The sequence below is a fragment of the Paraburkholderia sp. TE9906 genome, assembly GCF_056279605.1.
In genome coordinates this window covers 85356-101989 of record NZ_JBWCCT010000007.1, presented here as the reverse complement: position 1 = coordinate 101989, position 16634 = coordinate 85356, and the positions used below count along the sequence as shown (strand labels likewise).

General features: G+C 66.0%; 17 protein-coding genes. 13 read left to right on the top strand and 4 right to left on the bottom strand.

The genetic code is table 11. The features are described 5' to 3' along the window. Positions 1-228 precede the first annotated feature (228 nt). The 3 genes from ACZ9H4_RS20090 to ACZ9H4_RS20080 all read left to right on the top strand — a co-directional run bounded on the left by ACZ9H4_RS20090 (position 229) and on the right by ACZ9H4_RS20080 (position 2729). Positions 229-1401 (top strand): LacI family DNA-binding transcriptional regulator, encoded by a 1173-nt coding sequence (locus tag ACZ9H4_RS20090; protein ID WP_408326234.1) that lies wholly within the window; start codon positions 229-231, stop codon positions 1399-1401. 60 nt (positions 1402-1461) lie between these two features. Next, positions 1462-2280, top strand: coding sequence for a YhfC family intramembrane metalloprotease (locus ACZ9H4_RS20085; protein ID WP_408143796.1), 819 nt, complete (start codon positions 1462-1464; stop codon positions 2278-2280). 83 nt (positions 2281-2363) lie between these two features. After that, entirely contained in the window at positions 2364-2729 is a 366-nt protein-coding gene (locus tag ACZ9H4_RS20080) for a DUF3022 domain-containing protein (RefSeq protein WP_408143794.1), read from the top strand. An 81-nt stretch (positions 2730-2810) separates the two neighbouring features. Here ACZ9H4_RS20080 and ACZ9H4_RS20075 read toward each other — a convergent pair whose 3' ends face one another. Both ACZ9H4_RS20075 and ACZ9H4_RS20070 read right to left on the bottom strand, forming a co-directional pair. Further along, complete coding sequence (locus ACZ9H4_RS20075; RefSeq protein WP_476120491.1) at positions 2811-3248, bottom strand: PGDYG domain-containing protein; 438 nt, start codon at positions 3246-3248, stop codon at positions 2811-2813. Positions 3249-3603: 355 nt separating this feature from the next. Beyond that, positions 3604-4119, bottom strand: coding sequence for a Spy/CpxP family protein refolding chaperone (locus ACZ9H4_RS20070; protein WP_408143790.1), 516 nt, complete (start codon positions 4117-4119; stop codon positions 3604-3606). A gap of 186 nt (positions 4120-4305) precedes the next feature. Between ACZ9H4_RS20070 and ACZ9H4_RS20065 the strand changes: the two genes are divergently transcribed. The 3 genes from ACZ9H4_RS20065 to ACZ9H4_RS20055 all read left to right on the top strand — a co-directional run bounded on the left by ACZ9H4_RS20065 (position 4306) and on the right by ACZ9H4_RS20055 (position 7106). Beyond that, entirely contained in the window at positions 4306-5190 is an 885-nt protein-coding gene (locus tag ACZ9H4_RS20065) for a LysR family transcriptional regulator (RefSeq protein ID WP_408143788.1), read from the top strand. Between the two features lie 105 nt (positions 5191-5295). Continuing rightward, the gene (locus tag ACZ9H4_RS20060; RefSeq protein WP_408326230.1) at positions 5296-5754 is read left to right on the top strand and encodes an Lrp/AsnC family transcriptional regulator; all 459 of its coding nucleotides are present in this window, start codon (positions 5296-5298) and stop codon (positions 5752-5754) included. 254 nt (positions 5755-6008) lie between these two features. Next, the gene (locus ACZ9H4_RS20055) at positions 6009-7106 is read left to right on the top strand and encodes a saccharopine dehydrogenase family protein (protein WP_476120488.1); all 1098 of its coding nucleotides are present in this window, start codon (positions 6009-6011) and stop codon (positions 7104-7106) included. 178 nt (positions 7107-7284) lie between these two features. On the opposite strand, the gene ACZ9H4_RS20050 is transcribed toward ACZ9H4_RS20055, so the two are convergent. Both ACZ9H4_RS20050 and cydX read right to left on the bottom strand, forming a co-directional pair. Then, positions 7285-7905, bottom strand: coding sequence for a P-loop nucleotide/nucleoside kinase family protein (locus ACZ9H4_RS20050; protein ID WP_408326225.1), 621 nt, complete (start codon positions 7903-7905; stop codon positions 7285-7287). Then, positions 7902-8051, bottom strand: coding sequence for a cytochrome bd-I oxidase subunit CydX (cydX, locus tag ACZ9H4_RS20045; protein ID WP_408143782.1), 150 nt, complete (start codon positions 8049-8051; stop codon positions 7902-7904). Before cydX ends, ACZ9H4_RS20050 begins: the two co-directional genes overlap by 4 nt. A gap of 385 nt (positions 8052-8436) precedes the next feature. On the opposite strand from cydX, the gene ACZ9H4_RS20040 reads away from it, so the two are divergent. The 7 genes from ACZ9H4_RS20040 to rbsK all read left to right on the top strand — a co-directional run bounded on the left by ACZ9H4_RS20040 (position 8437) and on the right by rbsK (position 16517). Further along, complete coding sequence (locus ACZ9H4_RS20040) at positions 8437-8934, top strand: hypothetical protein (protein ID WP_408326222.1); 498 nt, start codon at positions 8437-8439, stop codon at positions 8932-8934. Continuing rightward, positions 8928-9905, top strand: coding sequence for a magnesium/cobalt transporter CorA (gene corA / locus ACZ9H4_RS20035; protein WP_408143779.1), 978 nt, complete (start codon positions 8928-8930; stop codon positions 9903-9905). The genes ACZ9H4_RS20040 and corA overlap by 7 nt, the downstream gene beginning before the upstream one ends. A gap of 391 nt (positions 9906-10296) precedes the next feature. Next, positions 10297-11259, top strand: coding sequence for a sugar ABC transporter substrate-binding protein (locus ACZ9H4_RS20030; protein WP_408326219.1), 963 nt, complete (start codon positions 10297-10299; stop codon positions 11257-11259). Positions 11260-11576: 317 nt separating this feature from the next. Then, positions 11577-13172 carry a sugar ABC transporter ATP-binding protein gene (locus ACZ9H4_RS20025; RefSeq protein ID WP_408326216.1) on the top strand — a complete coding sequence of 532 codons (1596 nt, stop codon included), beginning with the start codon at positions 11577-11579 and terminating at the stop codon, positions 13170-13172. After that, positions 13169-14230 (top strand): ABC transporter permease, encoded by a 1062-nt coding sequence (locus ACZ9H4_RS20020; protein WP_408153707.1) that lies wholly within the window; start codon positions 13169-13171, stop codon positions 14228-14230. Before ACZ9H4_RS20025 ends, ACZ9H4_RS20020 begins: the two co-directional genes overlap by 4 nt. A gap of 149 nt (positions 14231-14379) precedes the next feature. Next, positions 14380-15426, top strand: a complete 1047-nt coding sequence (locus ACZ9H4_RS20015) for a LacI family DNA-binding transcriptional regulator (RefSeq protein ID WP_408143771.1) — start codon at positions 14380-14382, stop codon at positions 15424-15426. Between the two features lie 158 nt (positions 15427-15584). Next, positions 15585-16517, top strand: coding sequence for a ribokinase (rbsK, locus tag ACZ9H4_RS20010; protein WP_408326214.1), 933 nt, complete (start codon positions 15585-15587; stop codon positions 16515-16517). Positions 16518-16634: the final 117 nt, after the last annotated feature.

The window sequence follows — 16634 nt, the reverse complement described above, 5'->3', positions numbered from 1 at the left end:
CGTGATTGGGCCAACACGAGCCCGCCCACGACTGTCAGGCGACACGAGTGGGTCGATATGTATGGACCGACGCGAGCGGATCGATGCGAGTGCGTCGGCACGCATCAGTCGACACGAGCGAACCCTCACACGTCAGGCGGGCTCCCGTGTGTCGACATGAGTGAGCCGCTGCGAGTGAATCAATACAAGAGTGAGCCACCACGAGCGGGCCGAGACGAATGAGCCAACATGAATGACCCAACGCGTGAATCGCCGCTGACCACTCCGCAGCCGCCACCGCGCCGCGCGACGATCACCGATGTCGCGCGCGAAGCCGGCACCGGCAAGACCAGCATCTCCCGCTATCTGAACGGCGAGACGAGCGTGCTGTCGGCGGAGTTGCGCGCGCGCATCGAAGCCGCGATCGCGCGGCTCGACTATCAGCCGAACCAGATGGCGCGTGGGCTCAAGCGCGGCCGCAACCGGCTGATCGGCATGCTGCTCGCCGACCTGACGAATCCGTACACCGTCGAAGTACTGCAAGGTGTGGAAGCGGCGTGTCATGCGCTCGGCCTGATGCCGCTGATCTGCCACGCGGCGAACGAAGTGGAGATGGAGCGGCGCTATCTGCAACTGCTGACGACGTACCGGGTGGAAGGCGTGATCGTCAACGCGCTCGGCGTGCGGGAGGAAACGTTGCGGCCGGTGGGCGGCGGGGGAATTCCGGCGGTGCTGGTCGACCGTTCGGTGGATGGACTCGTCGCCGACATGGTCGGGCTCGACAACCGGGCCGCGGCTGAACTCGGTACGCGTCATCTGCTGGAGCAGGGTTTTGACGACATCTGGTTCGTCGTCCAGCCGTTCGAGCAGGTCAGTTCGCGGCAGCTGCGCGAGGTCGCGTTTCGTGACGCGATGCGCGCTCAAAGCGCCGCACGCGGACATACGCTGGTGCTCGATCTCGCGGACGCGGCCGATGTCGAGCGCGGGCTGGCCAAATTGGACCGTGCAATCGATGCGGCTGGCGGCGATGGTGACGCGGCCAAGGCAACCGGCGCTGCGAACACAGCGAACACAGCGAACACAGCGAACACAACCAACGCGGCCCCCGCGGCCAATCCAGACCACCCGACCCCGTCCTCCCGCATCGCGCTGTTCGCCGCCAACGCCCCCGTCGCGTTGCGCCTCGCGTTGCATCTGAAAGCCCGCTACGGCGCCGACTGGCAAGCCCGCGTCGCGCTCCTCTCGATCGACGACCCCGACTGGGCGGAGCTGGCCGGCATCACGACGATCCGTCAGCCGACCTACGACATCGGCTATCGCGCGGTCGAGTTCCTGCACGAACGCATCGAAGGCGTTCAAACCACCGCGCGCGACTGTCTGCTGCCGGGCGAGTTGATCGTTCGCGCGTCAACTTCGCGCTGATCTGCGATCATTCGGGCTGCGGCGCGCAGCGGGTGCGCGCCGGTCATCGCAAGGAAACTCATGGTTGTTGCACCGCTTACCCTCTCGAGCCTCGCTGTCGCGACGCTGTTCGTCGCCGCCTTACCGTTCCTGATTTACCGGCGTCTGCGCCGCCCGCTCGCGCTCAAGCCGCGCGACGCAATCACCGGCATCGCCGTGTTCGCGCTGTTCGCGATGGTGATCGAGCGCGCGCTGAACGACTACGTGCTGCATCGGAACGCGGCGACGGCCACCTTCCTGTCGAATCCGCTCGCCTTCGTCATGTATGGCGCGCTGGCCGCGGGCATCTGCGAAGAAGTGGGGCGGTTCATCGGCATGCGCTTGCTGCTCAAGCGCGCCGCGGCGAAATCGCCGGCTGCCGCTCACGCCGCGCGCACCGACGACGGCACTGCGCTCACTTACGGTCTCGGCCATGGCGGCGCGGAAGCCTGGCTGGTCGGCGTGCTGGTGCAGATTCAATGGATCCTGTTCGCGGTGTTCGAGAACCGCGGCGAACTGGACAGCTACCTGAGCAATCTGCCGGCCGATTCACTGATGCGCATCCACCTGATTCTCGCCAGCCTGACGCCGCAGACGGCCGGCATTTTCGCGCTCGAACGGGTGGCCGCGCTGGTGTTCCAGATTGGTCTGTCGGTGCTGATGTGGCGCGGCGTGCGCGCGGGCTGGCGCGGTATCCTGCCGCTCGCAATCGTCCTGCACGCGCTGGTCGACGTGCCCGCCGCGCTGTTCCAGGCGCAGCTCGTGCCGCTAGCGGCCGTGGACGCGGTGTATGCGCTGGGCGCGCTGATCGTCGCGGGTCTGCTGTTCAGGACTTTCCGGCGTCCCGTGGCGGTGGTGTGATCCGGCGTCTCGCTAAAGTACCGGCCTTTGCCTAAAATCGGTTCCCTTTTCGGCATCACTTCTGGACCACGTCCGGCGGACCCATGGAAGCTTACCAATACGACTGCGCCAATCCCGAGTTCGAGGAGTTGGCGCGCGTCATCAGCGATCTGTTTCCCGAGCAGACGCAGTTCATCCAGCGCGCGGCCGAAGACGGCACGCCGACGCTGGCGATTCACTGGGTAGCGATGCGCTTCGGCGCGACCGCGCGGCGCATCGTGATGACGGTGGTGATCGCGCCGGCGGCGCTGGCGCGCTACCGTGCGTTGCCGGCGCGGCTGCGCGGCCGCGGTTTCGCGGTGTTGCGTGCGTATGTCGAAGCGAGCCTCGGCTCGCTCGAAGAGCAGTATGCGAACGGCGAGGCGGTGCCGCGCGAGGTCACCGTGGACCTCGGCGACGAGTTTGCCTGAGAGAGTCGTTTGAGACGGCCGGTTGAGGCGATTGCCTGAGACGGCTCATGAGATCGCTCATTGGCCCGCTCATGCAACGGCTCAGTCCGCGAGCCGGTAGACCTTCGCGAAGCGCGCGGCCTGGACCACGCCATAGTCGCCGGGCGCGTATTGCATGACCCAGTCGCCGGCGGCGCCGCGCAGCACGTCGCCGCCATTCGCGGAACGGGCGAGCGAGAACGCTTCGTTCATCTGTTTGGCCAGTACCACGGCGGGACGGTTGCGGTATGCGCCGGTTTCGCCGTGCGCGAGGGTGGCGTCGGCGGGAAGGTACTTGGCGTCGAAGCGCTCACGCGACACGACCCAACGGTCGCCCGTCGATCCGGTAATCAGCGCGTCGCCGCGCACGTAGCGGTTGGGGCCTTCGAGGCTCATCAATTCGCCTTCGGCAGCGGCGAATTCAACGCTCACGGTTTCGTCCTTGACGACGCGTCGAGCGCGCGCGTCAGTGCGCAGATCGAGATTCTTGAGTTCGGTCATGAAGCAGAGAGGAGTGGAAATATCGACGGCGTGCCGACGATGCGGACCGTGTGTCGGGGCAGAGCATGGGGACGTCATGTCCCGATGCCGCGAACCCGCATCATGCCAGATGCATCTGGCGACCGGCTGCTTTTGCACGCGCGACACGCTGGTTCGCTGCGCCTTTGGCGAGCTCGATCACGGCATACGGGGAGTAAGACGGGATTTGCCGCGTGATGGACACGTGGACACGGGGAGCGGGAGTCGGGTGGAACCTGGGCGAGACCCGGCGCGCGTCGTGCCTGCTTATCGCAAGTCCACTGCAAAGGATCGGCACGCGCAGCGCGACCCACCGCGCTGCGCGCAAGCAAGCTGCTTACGGCTTCACAATCGCGTCGCTAGCGGGCGTCGACTTGCCGACCTTGCCCTTGCCGTGGCGGTGACGATGGCCGCCATCGACCGCATCCGAATGATGGAACGTCGCATCGGCGAGCTTCTTCTGCTCCGGCGACAGGCTGCTGTACAGCGGATCGAACGCGTCGACCAGCTTCTTCATGCCGTCCGCATGCGCTTGCGCGATGGTCGCGTACTGCTTCATGTCGTCGAGCGCGGTGACGTTGGTGGCGGCCTTGCGTTGCTGGAACAACTGGCTCATCGTCTCGCCGTTGCCGCGCATCACGTCGGCGAAGGCATTCCATTGCGTTTCCTGCGCCGGCGTGATCTTCAGTTGCGCGTGCAGATAGGCGATGCGATCTTCGACGTTGCGCTCGTGGCCGGCCTTGCCCGCGGGCGCCGAGGCGGCGCTCGCCGGTGCCGGAGCGGGGGCGGGGGTTTGTGCGAACGCGCCGCTCATGGAAACTGCGGTAGCCAGCATGACAAGTGCTTTTTTCATCGAAACTCCTGATGTCTATTCGAATTGGGACAAGGCGTGTGGCGAGCGGCCGGGTTGCGTCAGCCATCGCGACGTACGGCGGCCGGCTGCCCCATTTCGCCGTCGCCGCTATTAGTATCACGATATCCCTACAATGCGGCTCCAATGCGACAAACGCTTACAACCGAAACGAACGGGAAATAGCCGGTGGATAAATTCGTCAGCATGGAAATTTTCGTCGCCGTGGTCGAGGCAGGGAGCCTGACGGCGGCGGCCGAGCGCTTCGACATTTCCTCGGCGATGGTGGGCAAGCATCTGCGCGCGCTCGAAAGCCGGCTGGCCGCGCGGCTGCTGACGCGTAGCACGCGTCGGCAAAGTCTGACGGAAATAGGCCGGCAGTATTACGAGCAATGCAGACGCATCCTCGCCGATGTGAAGCAGGCCGAGTCGCTCGCCGAGGCGATGACCGCCTCGCCGCGCGGCGTGCTCAAGGTGACGGTGCCGCTGACCTACGGCGTTGAAGTCTTCGCCCCGGCGATGACCGATTATCTGAGCGCGTGGCCCGACGTGAGTCTCGAACTCGATCTGTCGAACCGCATCATCGATCTGGTGGAAGAGGGCTTCGACGCGTCGGTGCGCATCGGTCAACTGGCGGATTCGAGTCTGGTCGCGCGGCCGCTTAAACCTTACCGGATGCGCGCATGCGCGTCGCCGGCGTACCTGGCGCGCGCTGGCACGCCGCGCACGCCGGCTGATCTCGTCCATCATGAATGCCTCGGTTTTCTGCACTGGGGCCGCGAAGGTCTGTGGCGTCTCGACGGCGAGAGCGCCGACGACAACCCGCTGCGCGCGGGCCGCTTTCGCGCGAACAACGGCCAGGCGCTGAAGGTGGCGGCGCTGCGCGGCTTCGGCCTGGTGCTGCAGCCGGAGGCGCTGCTCGCGCGCGAGATCGCCAGCGGCGAACTGGTGTCGGTGCTGGAGGACTATCTGCCCGACGGCGCGCCCGTGCATCTGATCTATCCGCGTGATCGCCAGCCCACGCCCAAGCTCACCAGCTTCGTCGATTTCGTGATCGAGCGGTTCGGGGCGTGAGTGCGGCGGCGCGGCCGCCAACGCCACTAGCGCCATCACACGCTCAAGACGCGCGATAATCCGCTCGACCACAGATCCACTCCACCCACTTCCCCAAGCCTCCCGATGAGACCTCCGCGCCTCGACCAGCTCGACGACCTCGACCGCAACCTCGTTGCACTGCTGCAAGCCAACGCCCGCGAAAGCGTCGCCAGTCTTGCGCGCCAGCTCGACGTGGCGCGCACCACGGTGATCGCGAGAATCGCGCGGCTGGAGCGCAGCGACGTGATCGCCGGCTATAGCGTGCGGCTCGGCCAGGACGTGCTCGATTCGAGCATCATGGCCTACGTCGGCATGATCATCGCGCCGAAGCACGGGCCGTCCGTGCAGAAGCGTCTCGGCAAGATGCCCGAGGTGCAGTTGCTGTGCGCGGTGAGCGGCGAGTTCGACTACGTCGCGTGGCTGCGCGCCGATTCGCCTGACCGGCTGAACGATCTGCTCGACCAGATCGGCGGCATGGAAGGCGTCGAGCGGACCACGACGTCGATCATCCTCGCGCGCAAGATCGACCGTGGGATGGTTTGAGTGCGGCGTGTGAACGCGCGCGGCCCGTCCAATCGGCGCTGGTTTTTACGTGGTTTTTATATCGTTTCGACAGTTCGACCAACATCTTCGTCATAACGTCGAAACCGGTGGTCATAACGCATCATTTTGCGCGTATGAACTGTTTTTGCTTCTCCCTAAACTGTTGCTCAAGGGTTCAGCCCGAGAGGCGCGGCGCCTAAGCGCAGCGCACTTCCCGAGCTGCACACAGCACACACATAACAAAGGAGAAGCGCATGAAAGTAGCCATTGTTGGTGCCGGTCTGATCGGACACACCATCGCGCATATGCTGCGTGAAACCGGCGACTACGACGTCGTCGCATTCGACCGCGATCAGCACGCGCTCGACAAGCTCGCCGCCCAGGGCATTCCGACACGCCGCGTCGATTCCGCCGATGCCGGCGCACTGCGCGCCGCGATGCAAGGCTTCGACGCGCTCGTCAACGCGCTGCCGTATTACCTCGCGGTGAACGTGGCCTCGGCGGCCAAGGGTGCGGGCGTGCATTACTTCGATCTGACCGAAGATGTGCGCGCGACCCACGCGATCCGCGCGATCGCCGACGACGCCGAGCATGCGTTCATGCCGCAGTGCGGTCTCGCGCCGGGCTTCATCGGCATTGCCGCGCACGAACTGGCGAACCGCTTTAGCGAAATCCGCGACGTCAAGATGCGCGTCGGCGCGCTGCCGGAGTTTCCGACCAATGCGCTGAAGTACAACCTGACCTGGAGCGTCGACGGTCTGATCAACGAATACTGCCAGCCTTGCGAAGCGATCCGCGACAGCCGCACGCAGTGGGTGCAGCCGCTAGAAGGCCTCGAACACTTTTCGCTCGACGGCACAGAATACGAAGCCTTCAATACGTCCGGCGGACTGGGCACGCTGTGCGAGACGCTGGCGGGGCGAGTCGAATCGCTCGACTACAAGTCGGTGCGTTATCCGGGCCACCGCAATCTGATGCAGTTCCTGCTCGAAGACCTGCGCCTGTCCGGCGACCGCGACACGCTAAAGACCATCATGCGCCGTTCGGTGCCGTCGACCGCGCAGGACGTCGTGCTGGTGTTCATCACGGTGAGCGGCATGCGCGACGGGCAACTGGTGCAGGAAGTGTTTACCCGCAAGATTTTCGCGAAGACGGTGTGCGTCGTGCCGATGAGCGCGATCCAGATCACCACGGCCGGCGCCATGTGCGCGGTGCTCGATCTGTTCCGTGAGCAGAAGCTGCCGCAAAAGGGCTTCGTGCGTCAGGAGCAGGTGTCGCTCACCGACTTCCTCGCGAACCGCTTCGGCAAACTGTACGAAGGACAGTCGCTGGAGGCGCTCGCTACGGCCTGAAGCGCGGCCGTCGCCGGTATGGCCGTGAGGCCGCAAACGAGGGCCGTGGCAAGGCGAGCTGGTGTGCGCCGCTGAGAGCCGCTGATGAGCGAGGAAGGTCCCGCAAGAGGACCGCTGAAATGAAAATGCCCCGTTTGACGGGGCATTTTCATTTCTGGCCGACGTGTGCCGTGCGCGGCTAAACGGGCAGCGGCGGCATCATCTTGCACGCCGGCTGCGGCTCGCCGATGATGCGCGCGAGCAGGCCCTCGTCGTCCGCCGGCGTGGGCGCGGTGTTGTCGAACATCAGCAGATCGTCGCAGGTCTCGCCCCCGGGCACGAAGCGGCGCTGCCGGTATTCGTCCCAATGCGCGAGCTTGTAGGCGTCGTTCGGATTCGCGCGCGCGACGATCCGCTGCCGCGCGACTTGGTCCGAGGTATGAACCCACACGACCCGCAGCGTCACGTCCGCCCCGACACCGAGCCAGGCGCGGTCGAACAGGCGCCGCTCGCGCACTTCACGCGAGAGCGGCGCGACCACCAGCGCGCTTACGCCGAGTTCGAGATTGTCGCGGGCGGTGTCGAGCAGGCCGCGGTACTCGGGGTCGCGCAGATGCTGCAGAAAAAGCGGGCTGTCGCGGTCGTTCGGGTCGCCGGTCAGCATGGCCATCGCGGCCGCGCTATAGCCGCCGAACAGCGTGTCTTTGTCGAGCAGGCAAAAGGGCGTGCCGCTCGCCTTCATCAGCGGACCGATCAGCTTTTTTGCGACCGTGGTCTTGCCGGTACCCGCATGACCGCAAAAGAAAACCAGAAACGTCACGAAGGCGTGCTTCCGTCAGGGGCGGGCGGCGTGCCGGCGGAGTGCGGATCACGGGCGAACTTGCCGTTGGTCTCCAGCCACATCACGTTGATGATGCCGAAGGCGAGCGCCACGCCGACGCCGAGAATCCAGGTGAAATACCACATCGCAGTCTCCTTGATCGTAGGTCCGGCGAAGCGGAGATACCGGCTCGCCATCGCGGCACGCGATCCAACCAGGGCTATATCCGTCGCGCGCAGTCCGCTTGGGTCGAACCCTTTGCAACGATCATGAAGAAGAACGCCGCGTCGTGCAAGGGGAGAGATGGTCGGCCGGGTTGGTCCCGCGTTGGCCGTTCGGCCAGGCTGGCGCGACAGCCGCGCGTTGCTATCATGCTTGGCAACGCGCCGGGCTGCGCCACGCAGGATCGCCAGGCAGCGCGTGAGCTGTCACGACAGGCGGGACCAGAATCGACGATGGGGAAGGACCAGCATGCCGATGCGCTTGCATTGCCACCGCAAGAGCGCACTCGCGGCACTCGCGGCGCTCATCATGCTCGCCTGCGCGGCGCTGGGCGGTTGCGCGTCGACACCGGCCGAGCCGGTGCCGTTCAAGCAGGTGCCGGCCGAGCGCATCGTGCGGCCCGGCTATACGGAACCGCTGGCGGGGCTCGTCGCCGTGGACGTGCGCCGCGAACGTTCGCGCGACGTGATCGTGCGGTTCCGCAATGCGCTGGTGTACGTCGACGGCGAACGGGTCACCGACCTGATGAACGGCGAGCACGTGGTTTTCTACCTCAGCCCGGGCGTGCATCGGATCGGCGTCTCGACGCAGTTCGATCCGGTGGTCGCGTTGGCCTTTCTGGTGACGGCCGACCCGCGCTTACCGCGCTCGCCGGCAAGGTTTAACAATTGGATACGTGACGTTTTCGCGCAGCCCCGTAACATGGCGGCTACGCTCATCCGTCAAACGCAGGCCCTGCGCGCGGCACACGCGCAGGGCGAGGCCGGGCGGTCTGTTTCCGTTTTCAAGGTAATCCGAACATGCTGATCAATTGCGCCGCCTATCAGGACGGTCGAAAGCTCGCTGACATCGACATCGATAGCATCAGCGACTACGTGGCGCGGCCCGAGTGCTTCGTCTGGGTCGCGCTGAAAGACCCGGGGCCGGGCGAGCTGGCCGTGATGCAGCACGAGTTCGGCCTGCACGAGCTCGCGATCGAAGATGCGCAGCATGGTCACCAGCGTCCCAAGATCGAGGAATACGGCGACTCGATGTTCGCCGTGATGCACACGGTCGAGATGGACGACGACGGCGAGTTGCTGATCGGCGAAGTCGACGTGTTCGTGGGGCGCAACTACGTGCTGTCGGTGCGCCGCGGCACCCGCACCGGGTTTCAGAACGTGCGCGCGCGCTGCGAGCGCGAGCCGCGTCTGCTGAAGGAAGGCTCGGCATTCGTGCTGTATGCGTTGCTCGACGATGTCGTCGATCGCTATTTCCCGATTATCGAGGCGATGAGCACCGAGATCGAAGAGCTCGAAGACCGCATTTTCGACTACAACAATTCGGCGCAGTCGCGCGCGATCATCCAGGATCTTTACTCGTTGAAGCGGCGCCTCGTGATCCTCCAGCACCATATCGTGCCGCTGCAGGAAGCCGTCAGCAAATTGACCGGCGGGCGCATTCCGAGCGTCTGCCAGGGCATGCAGGCGTATTTTCGCGACGTCTACGATCATCTGGAGCGGATCGTCAGAACCATCGAAGGGCGGCGTGAAATCGTCGTGACTGCCGTGCAGGTCAATCTCGGCATGATCTCGCTCGCCGAGAGCGAGGTGACCAAGCGGCTCGGTTCGTTTGCGGCGCTGTTCGCGGTGCCTACCATGATCGCGGGCATCTACGGGATGAATTTTCAGAACATCCCCGAGCTGCATTTCAGGTTCGGCTATCCGCTCTGCATCGCGGTCATGCTGACGGTCGATCTCGTGCTGTACCGGCGCTTTCGCAAGGCGGGCTGGCTGTAAGCAGGCCTGGCGGTTGCGCGATCCAACTCGCCTCCCTCGCGGGGGGCGTCCCGTCTCGCTCGCCTCGCGTTGTCCCCGCTTGCACCACGCGCAATAAAAGGCCAGCATAAGCGGCCCACCGGCTGCCCATCTTGCAGCCGGTGGCAAAACCCGCCATGCACGGACCGAGCGAGGGACCCTTGCCACACGCTGCCTGCCAGCGCGCTTACCCAGCGCGCCGGCCAGAACCGATCGAGCGCCCGGCACCGCCGCAGATTCGGCGCGCCGGTGCACTGCACCACTGCGTATCGTTGACATTCTGAAACGACTGCGTTGAGAATAGCCCTCGCAAACGTTTGCGCGCCACTAAAAATACGGCTCGATCCGAGCCAGAAAAACTTCGGAGATACGCATGAACCATCGCATCCGCCGTCGCATCCTTGCAGCCGCAGTGCTCGCCGCCGCCACCGCCGCGCTGCCGTTTTCCGCCGCGCACGCGCAGAACGCGCCGGCCCATAAGCCGAAGGTCGCGCTCGTGATGAAGTCGCTCGCCAACGAGTTCTTCCTGACCATGGAAACCGGCGCGAAGGAATATCAGAAACACAATCCCGGCCAGTTCGACCTGATCACCAACGGCATCAAGGACGAGACCGACACCGCCAACCAGATCCGCATCGTCGAGCAGATGATCGTCTCGAAGGTCGACGCGATCGTGCTCGCGCCGGCCGACTCGAAGGCGCTCGCGCCGGTCGTCAAGAAGGCGGTGGACGCGGGCATCATCGTCGTGAACATCGACAACCGGCTTGATCCGGACGTGCTCAAGTCGAAAGATCTGAACGTGCCGTTCGTCGGCCCGGATAACCGCAAGGGCGCGCAGATGGTCGGCGACTACCTCGCCAAGCGGCTGAAGGCGGGCGACGAGGTCGGCATCCTCGAAGGCGTGTCGACCACCACCAACGCGCAGCAGCGCACCGCGGGCTTCAAGGACGCGATGCAGACCGTCGGCGCAAAGGTCGTGTCGGTGCAGTCGGGCGAATGGGAAATCGACAAGGGCAATGCGGTGGCCTCGGCCATGCTCAATGAGTATCCGAACCTGAAGGCGCTGCTCGCCGGCAACGACAACATGGCGATCGGCGCGGTCTCGGCCGTGCGCGCGGCGGGCAAGCAGGGCAAGCTGCTGGTGGTCGGCTACGACAACATCAACGCGATCAAGCCGATGCTCAAGGACGGCCGCGTGCTCGCCACCGCCGACCAATACGCGGCCAAGCAGGCCGTGTTCGGCATCGACACCGCGCTGAAAGCGCTCAGCGAGCACAAGAAGCAGTCGCAGTTGTCGGGCGTGGTGGAAACGCCGGTCACTCTGGTGACCAAGTAAGCGCGCTTTCCCCAGGCCCGGAGCCGCACCGGGCCTGCGGATTCGAGCCTGCGCCGCTGCATGCCGCCATGCAGCGCCCAACGCGCGCATCCGCGCCTATTCAATAAACGCTCAATGAGCGCTCAAGAAACCCGCCGAGCCGCCGTTAATTCCAGAGATAAGCGTCATGACGGGGGCCGAACGGCGAGAGAGCGTTGCGCGGCCATTAGCGCCTGCGCATTACGCGCATTGGGCCGGCATGACGCGTGACGGCTGGACGTGGCTTCATTCGCATCAGCGTTTGAGCTCGCGCCGGCCGCCATAAAACCAGGATCGCGATGGATTCAACCGACCACGACGCCTTGCCTGTCGTACTGTCCGTCAGCGGCATCGGCAAGACCTATGCCGAGCCGGTGCTCGCCGACGTCTCGCTGTCGCTGCGCGCCGGCGAGGTATTGGCGCTGACCGGCGAGAACGGCGCCGGCAAGAGTACGCTCTCCAAAATTATCGGTGGGCTGGTCGATCCGAGCGCGGGCACAATGCGCCTCGCAGGCGACCCCTACGCACCGGCGAGCCGCACCGAGGCCGAGGCGCTCGGCGTGCGCATGGTGATGCAGGAGCTGAATCTGCTGCCGACCTTGTCGGTGGCCGAGAACCTGTTTCTCAACCGGCTGCCGCGCGCGGGCGCGTTCAGCTTCGGCTGGATCGACCGCCGCAGGCTGCGCGAAGACGCGCGCCACGCGATGGCGCAGGTTGGCCTCGACGCGATCGATCCCGACACGCTGGTCGGCGAACTCGGCATCGGCCATCAGCAGATGGTGGAGATCGCGCGCAATCTGATCGACGACTGCCGCGTGCTGATCCTCGACGAGCCGACCGCAATGCTGACCGCGCGCGAAGTCGACCTGCTGTTCGAACAGATCGACCGGCTGAAGTCGCGCGGCGTCGCGCTGGTCTATATCTCGCACCGGCTCGAAGAGCTGGCGCGGGTGGCCGAACGGATCGCGGTGCTGCGCGACGGCCGCCTCGTGCACGTCGACGCGATGGCCAACCTGACGAGCGAGCAGATCGTCACATGGATGGTCGGCCGCGAACTCGGCGAGCGCATCGATCTGGGCGTGCGCAACATCGGCGCGCCGCTGCTGAAGGTAGACCGGCTCGCGCGCGGCAAGGTGGTGCGCGACGTGTCGTTCGAAGTGCGCGCGGGCGAGATATTCGGCGTCAGCGGGCTGATCGGCGCGGGCCGCACCGAGCTGATGCGGCTGATTTACGGCGCGGACCGCAAAGACAGCGGCACGGTCGCGTTGGCCGCGACGCCGGGCGCGCCACCCACGCCGGTGCGGATCGACTCGCCGACCGACGCGGTGCGCGCCGGCATCGCGCTGATCACCGAGGACCGCAAGGGCGAAGGCCTGCTGCTGCCGCAGCCGATTGCCGCCAACGTGTCGCTCGGCAATATCGGCAGCGTCGCGCGGCACGGCATCGTCGACGCGAAGCGTGAGAACGCGCTCGCGAAGAAGCAGATCGATGCGATGCGCATTCGCAGCTCGGGGCCGGCGCAGATCGTCGGCGAGCTGTCGGGCGGCAATCAGCAGAAGGTCGTGATCGGCCGCTGGCTCGCGCGCGATTGCCGCGTGCTGTTATTCGACGAACCTACGCGCGGCATCGACGTCGGCGCGAAGTTCGATATTTATGGCCTGATGGGCGCGCTGGCTCGTGAAGGGCGCGCGCTCGTCGTGGTGTCGAGCGACCTGCGTGAGCTGATGCTGATCTGCGACCGGATCGGCGTGATGTCCGCGGGCAGCATGACGGGCGTGTTCGAGCGCGATAACTGGTCGCAGGATGCGTTGCTGGCCGCCGCGTTCGCCGGCTACCGCAGCCGCGAAGCCTTGCTGCACGCCCCCGACACCAACGAAGCAGGGAGTCTGTCATGACCGATCGATCGTTGCGCGACGCGGCGGGCGGCAAAGAGGACGCGGCCAGGGCCAATGCGGGCGCGAATGCGGTGCCGCCGGCCGATCCGTCGGCGCCGCTCGCGAGCGGCAAGCCGGCCGGCACGCGGCTGGGCTTTTCGAACTACCTGGGGCTGGCCGGTGCGCTGCTGGGGATGATCGTGCTGTTCTCGCTGCTGAGTTCGCACTTTCTGACCTACGACACGTTCAGCACGATCGCCAACCAGATTCCGGACCTGGTGGTGATGTCGGTGGGGATGACCTTCGTGCTGATCATCGCCGGGATCGATCTGTCGGTGGGTTCGGTGCTCGCGCTGGGGGCGTCGGTGGTGAGCGTGGCCGCGCTGAAGTGGGGCTGGGGGCCGTTGCCGTCGGCGCTGCTCGGGGTCGCCGCGGCGGCGCTGACCGGCACGATCACCGGAGCGGTGACGGTGGGCTGGCGGATTCCGTCGTTCATCGTGTCGCTCGGCGTGCTCGAAGCCGCGCGCGGCATGGCCTACCAGATGACGAATTCGCGCACCGCCTATATCGGCGACGCGTTCGACTTCCTGTCGAACCCGATCGCGCTCGGCATTTCGCCGGCGTTCCTGATCGCGGTCGCGGTGATGGTGATTGCGCAGTTGGTGCTCACGCGCACGGTGTTCGGCCGCTATCTGGTCGGCATCGGCACCAATGAGGAAGCCGTGCGGCTCGCGGGCGTCAATCCGCGACCGTACAAGGTAATCGTGTTCGCGCTGATGGGCGCGCTTACGGGGCTCGCGGCGCTGTTCCAGATTTCGCGTCTGGAAGCGGCCGACCCGAATGCGGGCGTCGGCGTGGAACTGCAGGTGATCGCGGCGGTAGTGATCGGCGGCACGAGTCTGATGGGCGGGCGCGGCTCGGTGATCAGCACGTTTTTCGGCGTGTTGATCATTTCGGTGCTGGCAGCCGGGCTCGCGCAGATCGGCGCGAACGAGCCGACCAAGCGGATGATCACCGGCGCGGTGATCGTGGTGGCGGTGGTGCTGGACACCTACCGGAGCCGGCGCAAGCGCGCCTGAGCCGAGGCGGGGAATGAACGACATGGCATTGACAGACTGATTAGCGGTACAGCATCGGTATTCATGGGTTGGATCTGTCTTCGAGGAAGACGTCCGGCGGGTCGCCAGGTGGCGCGGCCGGCGAAAAAACAGGCAGGGAGCAACAGGTTATGGCGACGATCAAGGATGTGGCGGCCGTGGCGGGCGTGTCGTTCACGACGGTATCGCACGTGGTGAACAACTCGCGGCCGGTATCGGCCGATGTGCGCGCGAAGGTCGAACACGCGATCCGTCAACTGCACTATGTGCCGTCGGCGGTGGCGCGCTCGTTGAAGGCGCGCGCGACGGCGACGATCGGGCTGGTGGTGCCGAACGCCACCAACCCGTATTTCGCGGAGCTGGCGCGTGGCATCGAGGACGGCTGCGCGCGCAACGGCTACTGCGTGTTCTTCTGCAACTCCGACGACGACCCGGCCAAGCAGCGCAACTATCTGCGCGTGCTGCAGGAAAAGCGCATCGATGGGCTGATCATCGCGTCCGCCGGCGACGACACGGTGCTCGCGCAGACGCTCGCCGACGCACACGAGCCCCTCGTGATCGTGGACCGCAATATCGAAGGCCTGAACGCGGACCTCGTGCAGATCGACCACGAGAAGGGCGCCTATCTCGCGACGCGTCATCTGCTGGAACTGGGGCACGTGCGGATCGGCTGCATCACCGGGCCGGTTCAGACGGCAGTCAGCGCAATGCGCGTGCACGGTTTCATCCGCGCAATGACCGAGCGCGGTATCGAGATTCCGCCGGGGGCGATCGTCGAAAGCGATTTTTCGGGTACGGGCGGCCATCGCGGCGCCTCGCAACTGTTCGATACGGTCAAGCCGTCGGCGATTTTTGCCGGCAACGACATGATGGGCATCGGCGCGCTGCGCGCCGCGGCGGAACGCGGCATCAGCGTGCCGCGCGACTGCTCGATCATCGGTTTCGACGACATCGAACTGGGACGCCTGACCTATCCGGCGCTCTCGACGGTCGGGCAGTCGGTGCGCGCGCTCGGCGATATGGCCGCGCAGACGCTGATCGAGCGGATCGCCGGAACCTCGGCGGGCCATGTGCGCGCGCCTGGGCCTGGGCGTCGGCGCGTGGTGTCGCCGCGGCTGATCGTGCGTGAATCGACGGCGACCTGGGCTGGTGCGGCGCAGCGTGATCTGGCGGCGTGAGGCCGTGGCGCTAATGGGCCTGCAGCGGGAAAGCGTCAAGTTGACGGGGCGAATAGTGGGGCACGCTCCGGCGTGATCCAGCGCGACACAACGTGATCTGGCCGCAAGAAGAGTCGGCGGCGCTTATGACCCCGCAGCGAGCAATCGAGGAGGCAGCAGTGGCAAGTAACGAAACGCGCTCACGCGTGGCGGTGGTCGGCAGCCTGAACATGGATCTCGTCGCGCGCGCGCCGCGTCTGCCGCATCCCGGCGAGACGCTCGCCGGCCGCACATTCGCGCAGGTCGCGGGCGGCAAGGGCGGCAACCAGGCGGTCGCGGCCGCGCGGCTCGGCGCACAGGTGTCGATGCTCGGCTGTGTCGGCGCGGACGGCAACGGCGCGCAATTGCGCGCGGGCCTCGAAGCGGAAGGCATCGACTGTGCGGCGCTCGAAACCGGCAAGGCGGCGACCGGGGTCGCGTTGATCATCGTCGACGATGCGAGCCAGAACGCGATCGTGATCGTCGCGGGCAGCAACGCCGAGGTCACGCCCGCGACCATCAGCCGTCACGAGTCGGTGCTGGCCGCCGCCGAGGTCGTGATCTGCCAGCTCGAAACTCCGCCCGATACGGTGCGTGCGGCGCTGGCTGCCGCGCGGCGGCTCGGCAAGACAGTGATCCTGAATCCCGCGCCGGCCACCGGGCCGTTGCCCGCCGACTGGCTGCCGCTGATCGACTATCTGATTCCGAACGAACTGGAAGCGGCGGCGCTGACCGGCTTGCCGGTCGACACCCCCGAGGACGCCGCCAGGGCCGCCGCCGCGCTGCGCGCGGCCGGTGCGCGCAACGTGCTGGTGACGCTGGGTGCGCGTGGTGTGCAGGCGACGCTCGACGGCGCGCTCGCCGCTACGCTGTACGAAGCGCCGAAGGTCAAGGCCGTCGATACGACCGCGGCGGGCGATACCTTCATCGGCGGATTTGCGGCGCAACTCGCGCAGGGCGCGAGCGTCGAGACGGCGATCCGGTTTGCGCAGCGCGCCGCTGCGCTCTCGGTGACGCGCGCGGGCGCCCAGCCGTCGATTCCCACGCGCGCCGAACTGGACAGTTCGGACTGATTGCGCGGCGCGGCGTCGTGCGCGCGGTTTTGTGTCGAATGCGCGTGCGACGCGCGTTGCTTCGTTTGAGTGTTGCACTGAGTTGTGTGGCACCGCTCCCGAGCGCTCCCGTTTTGG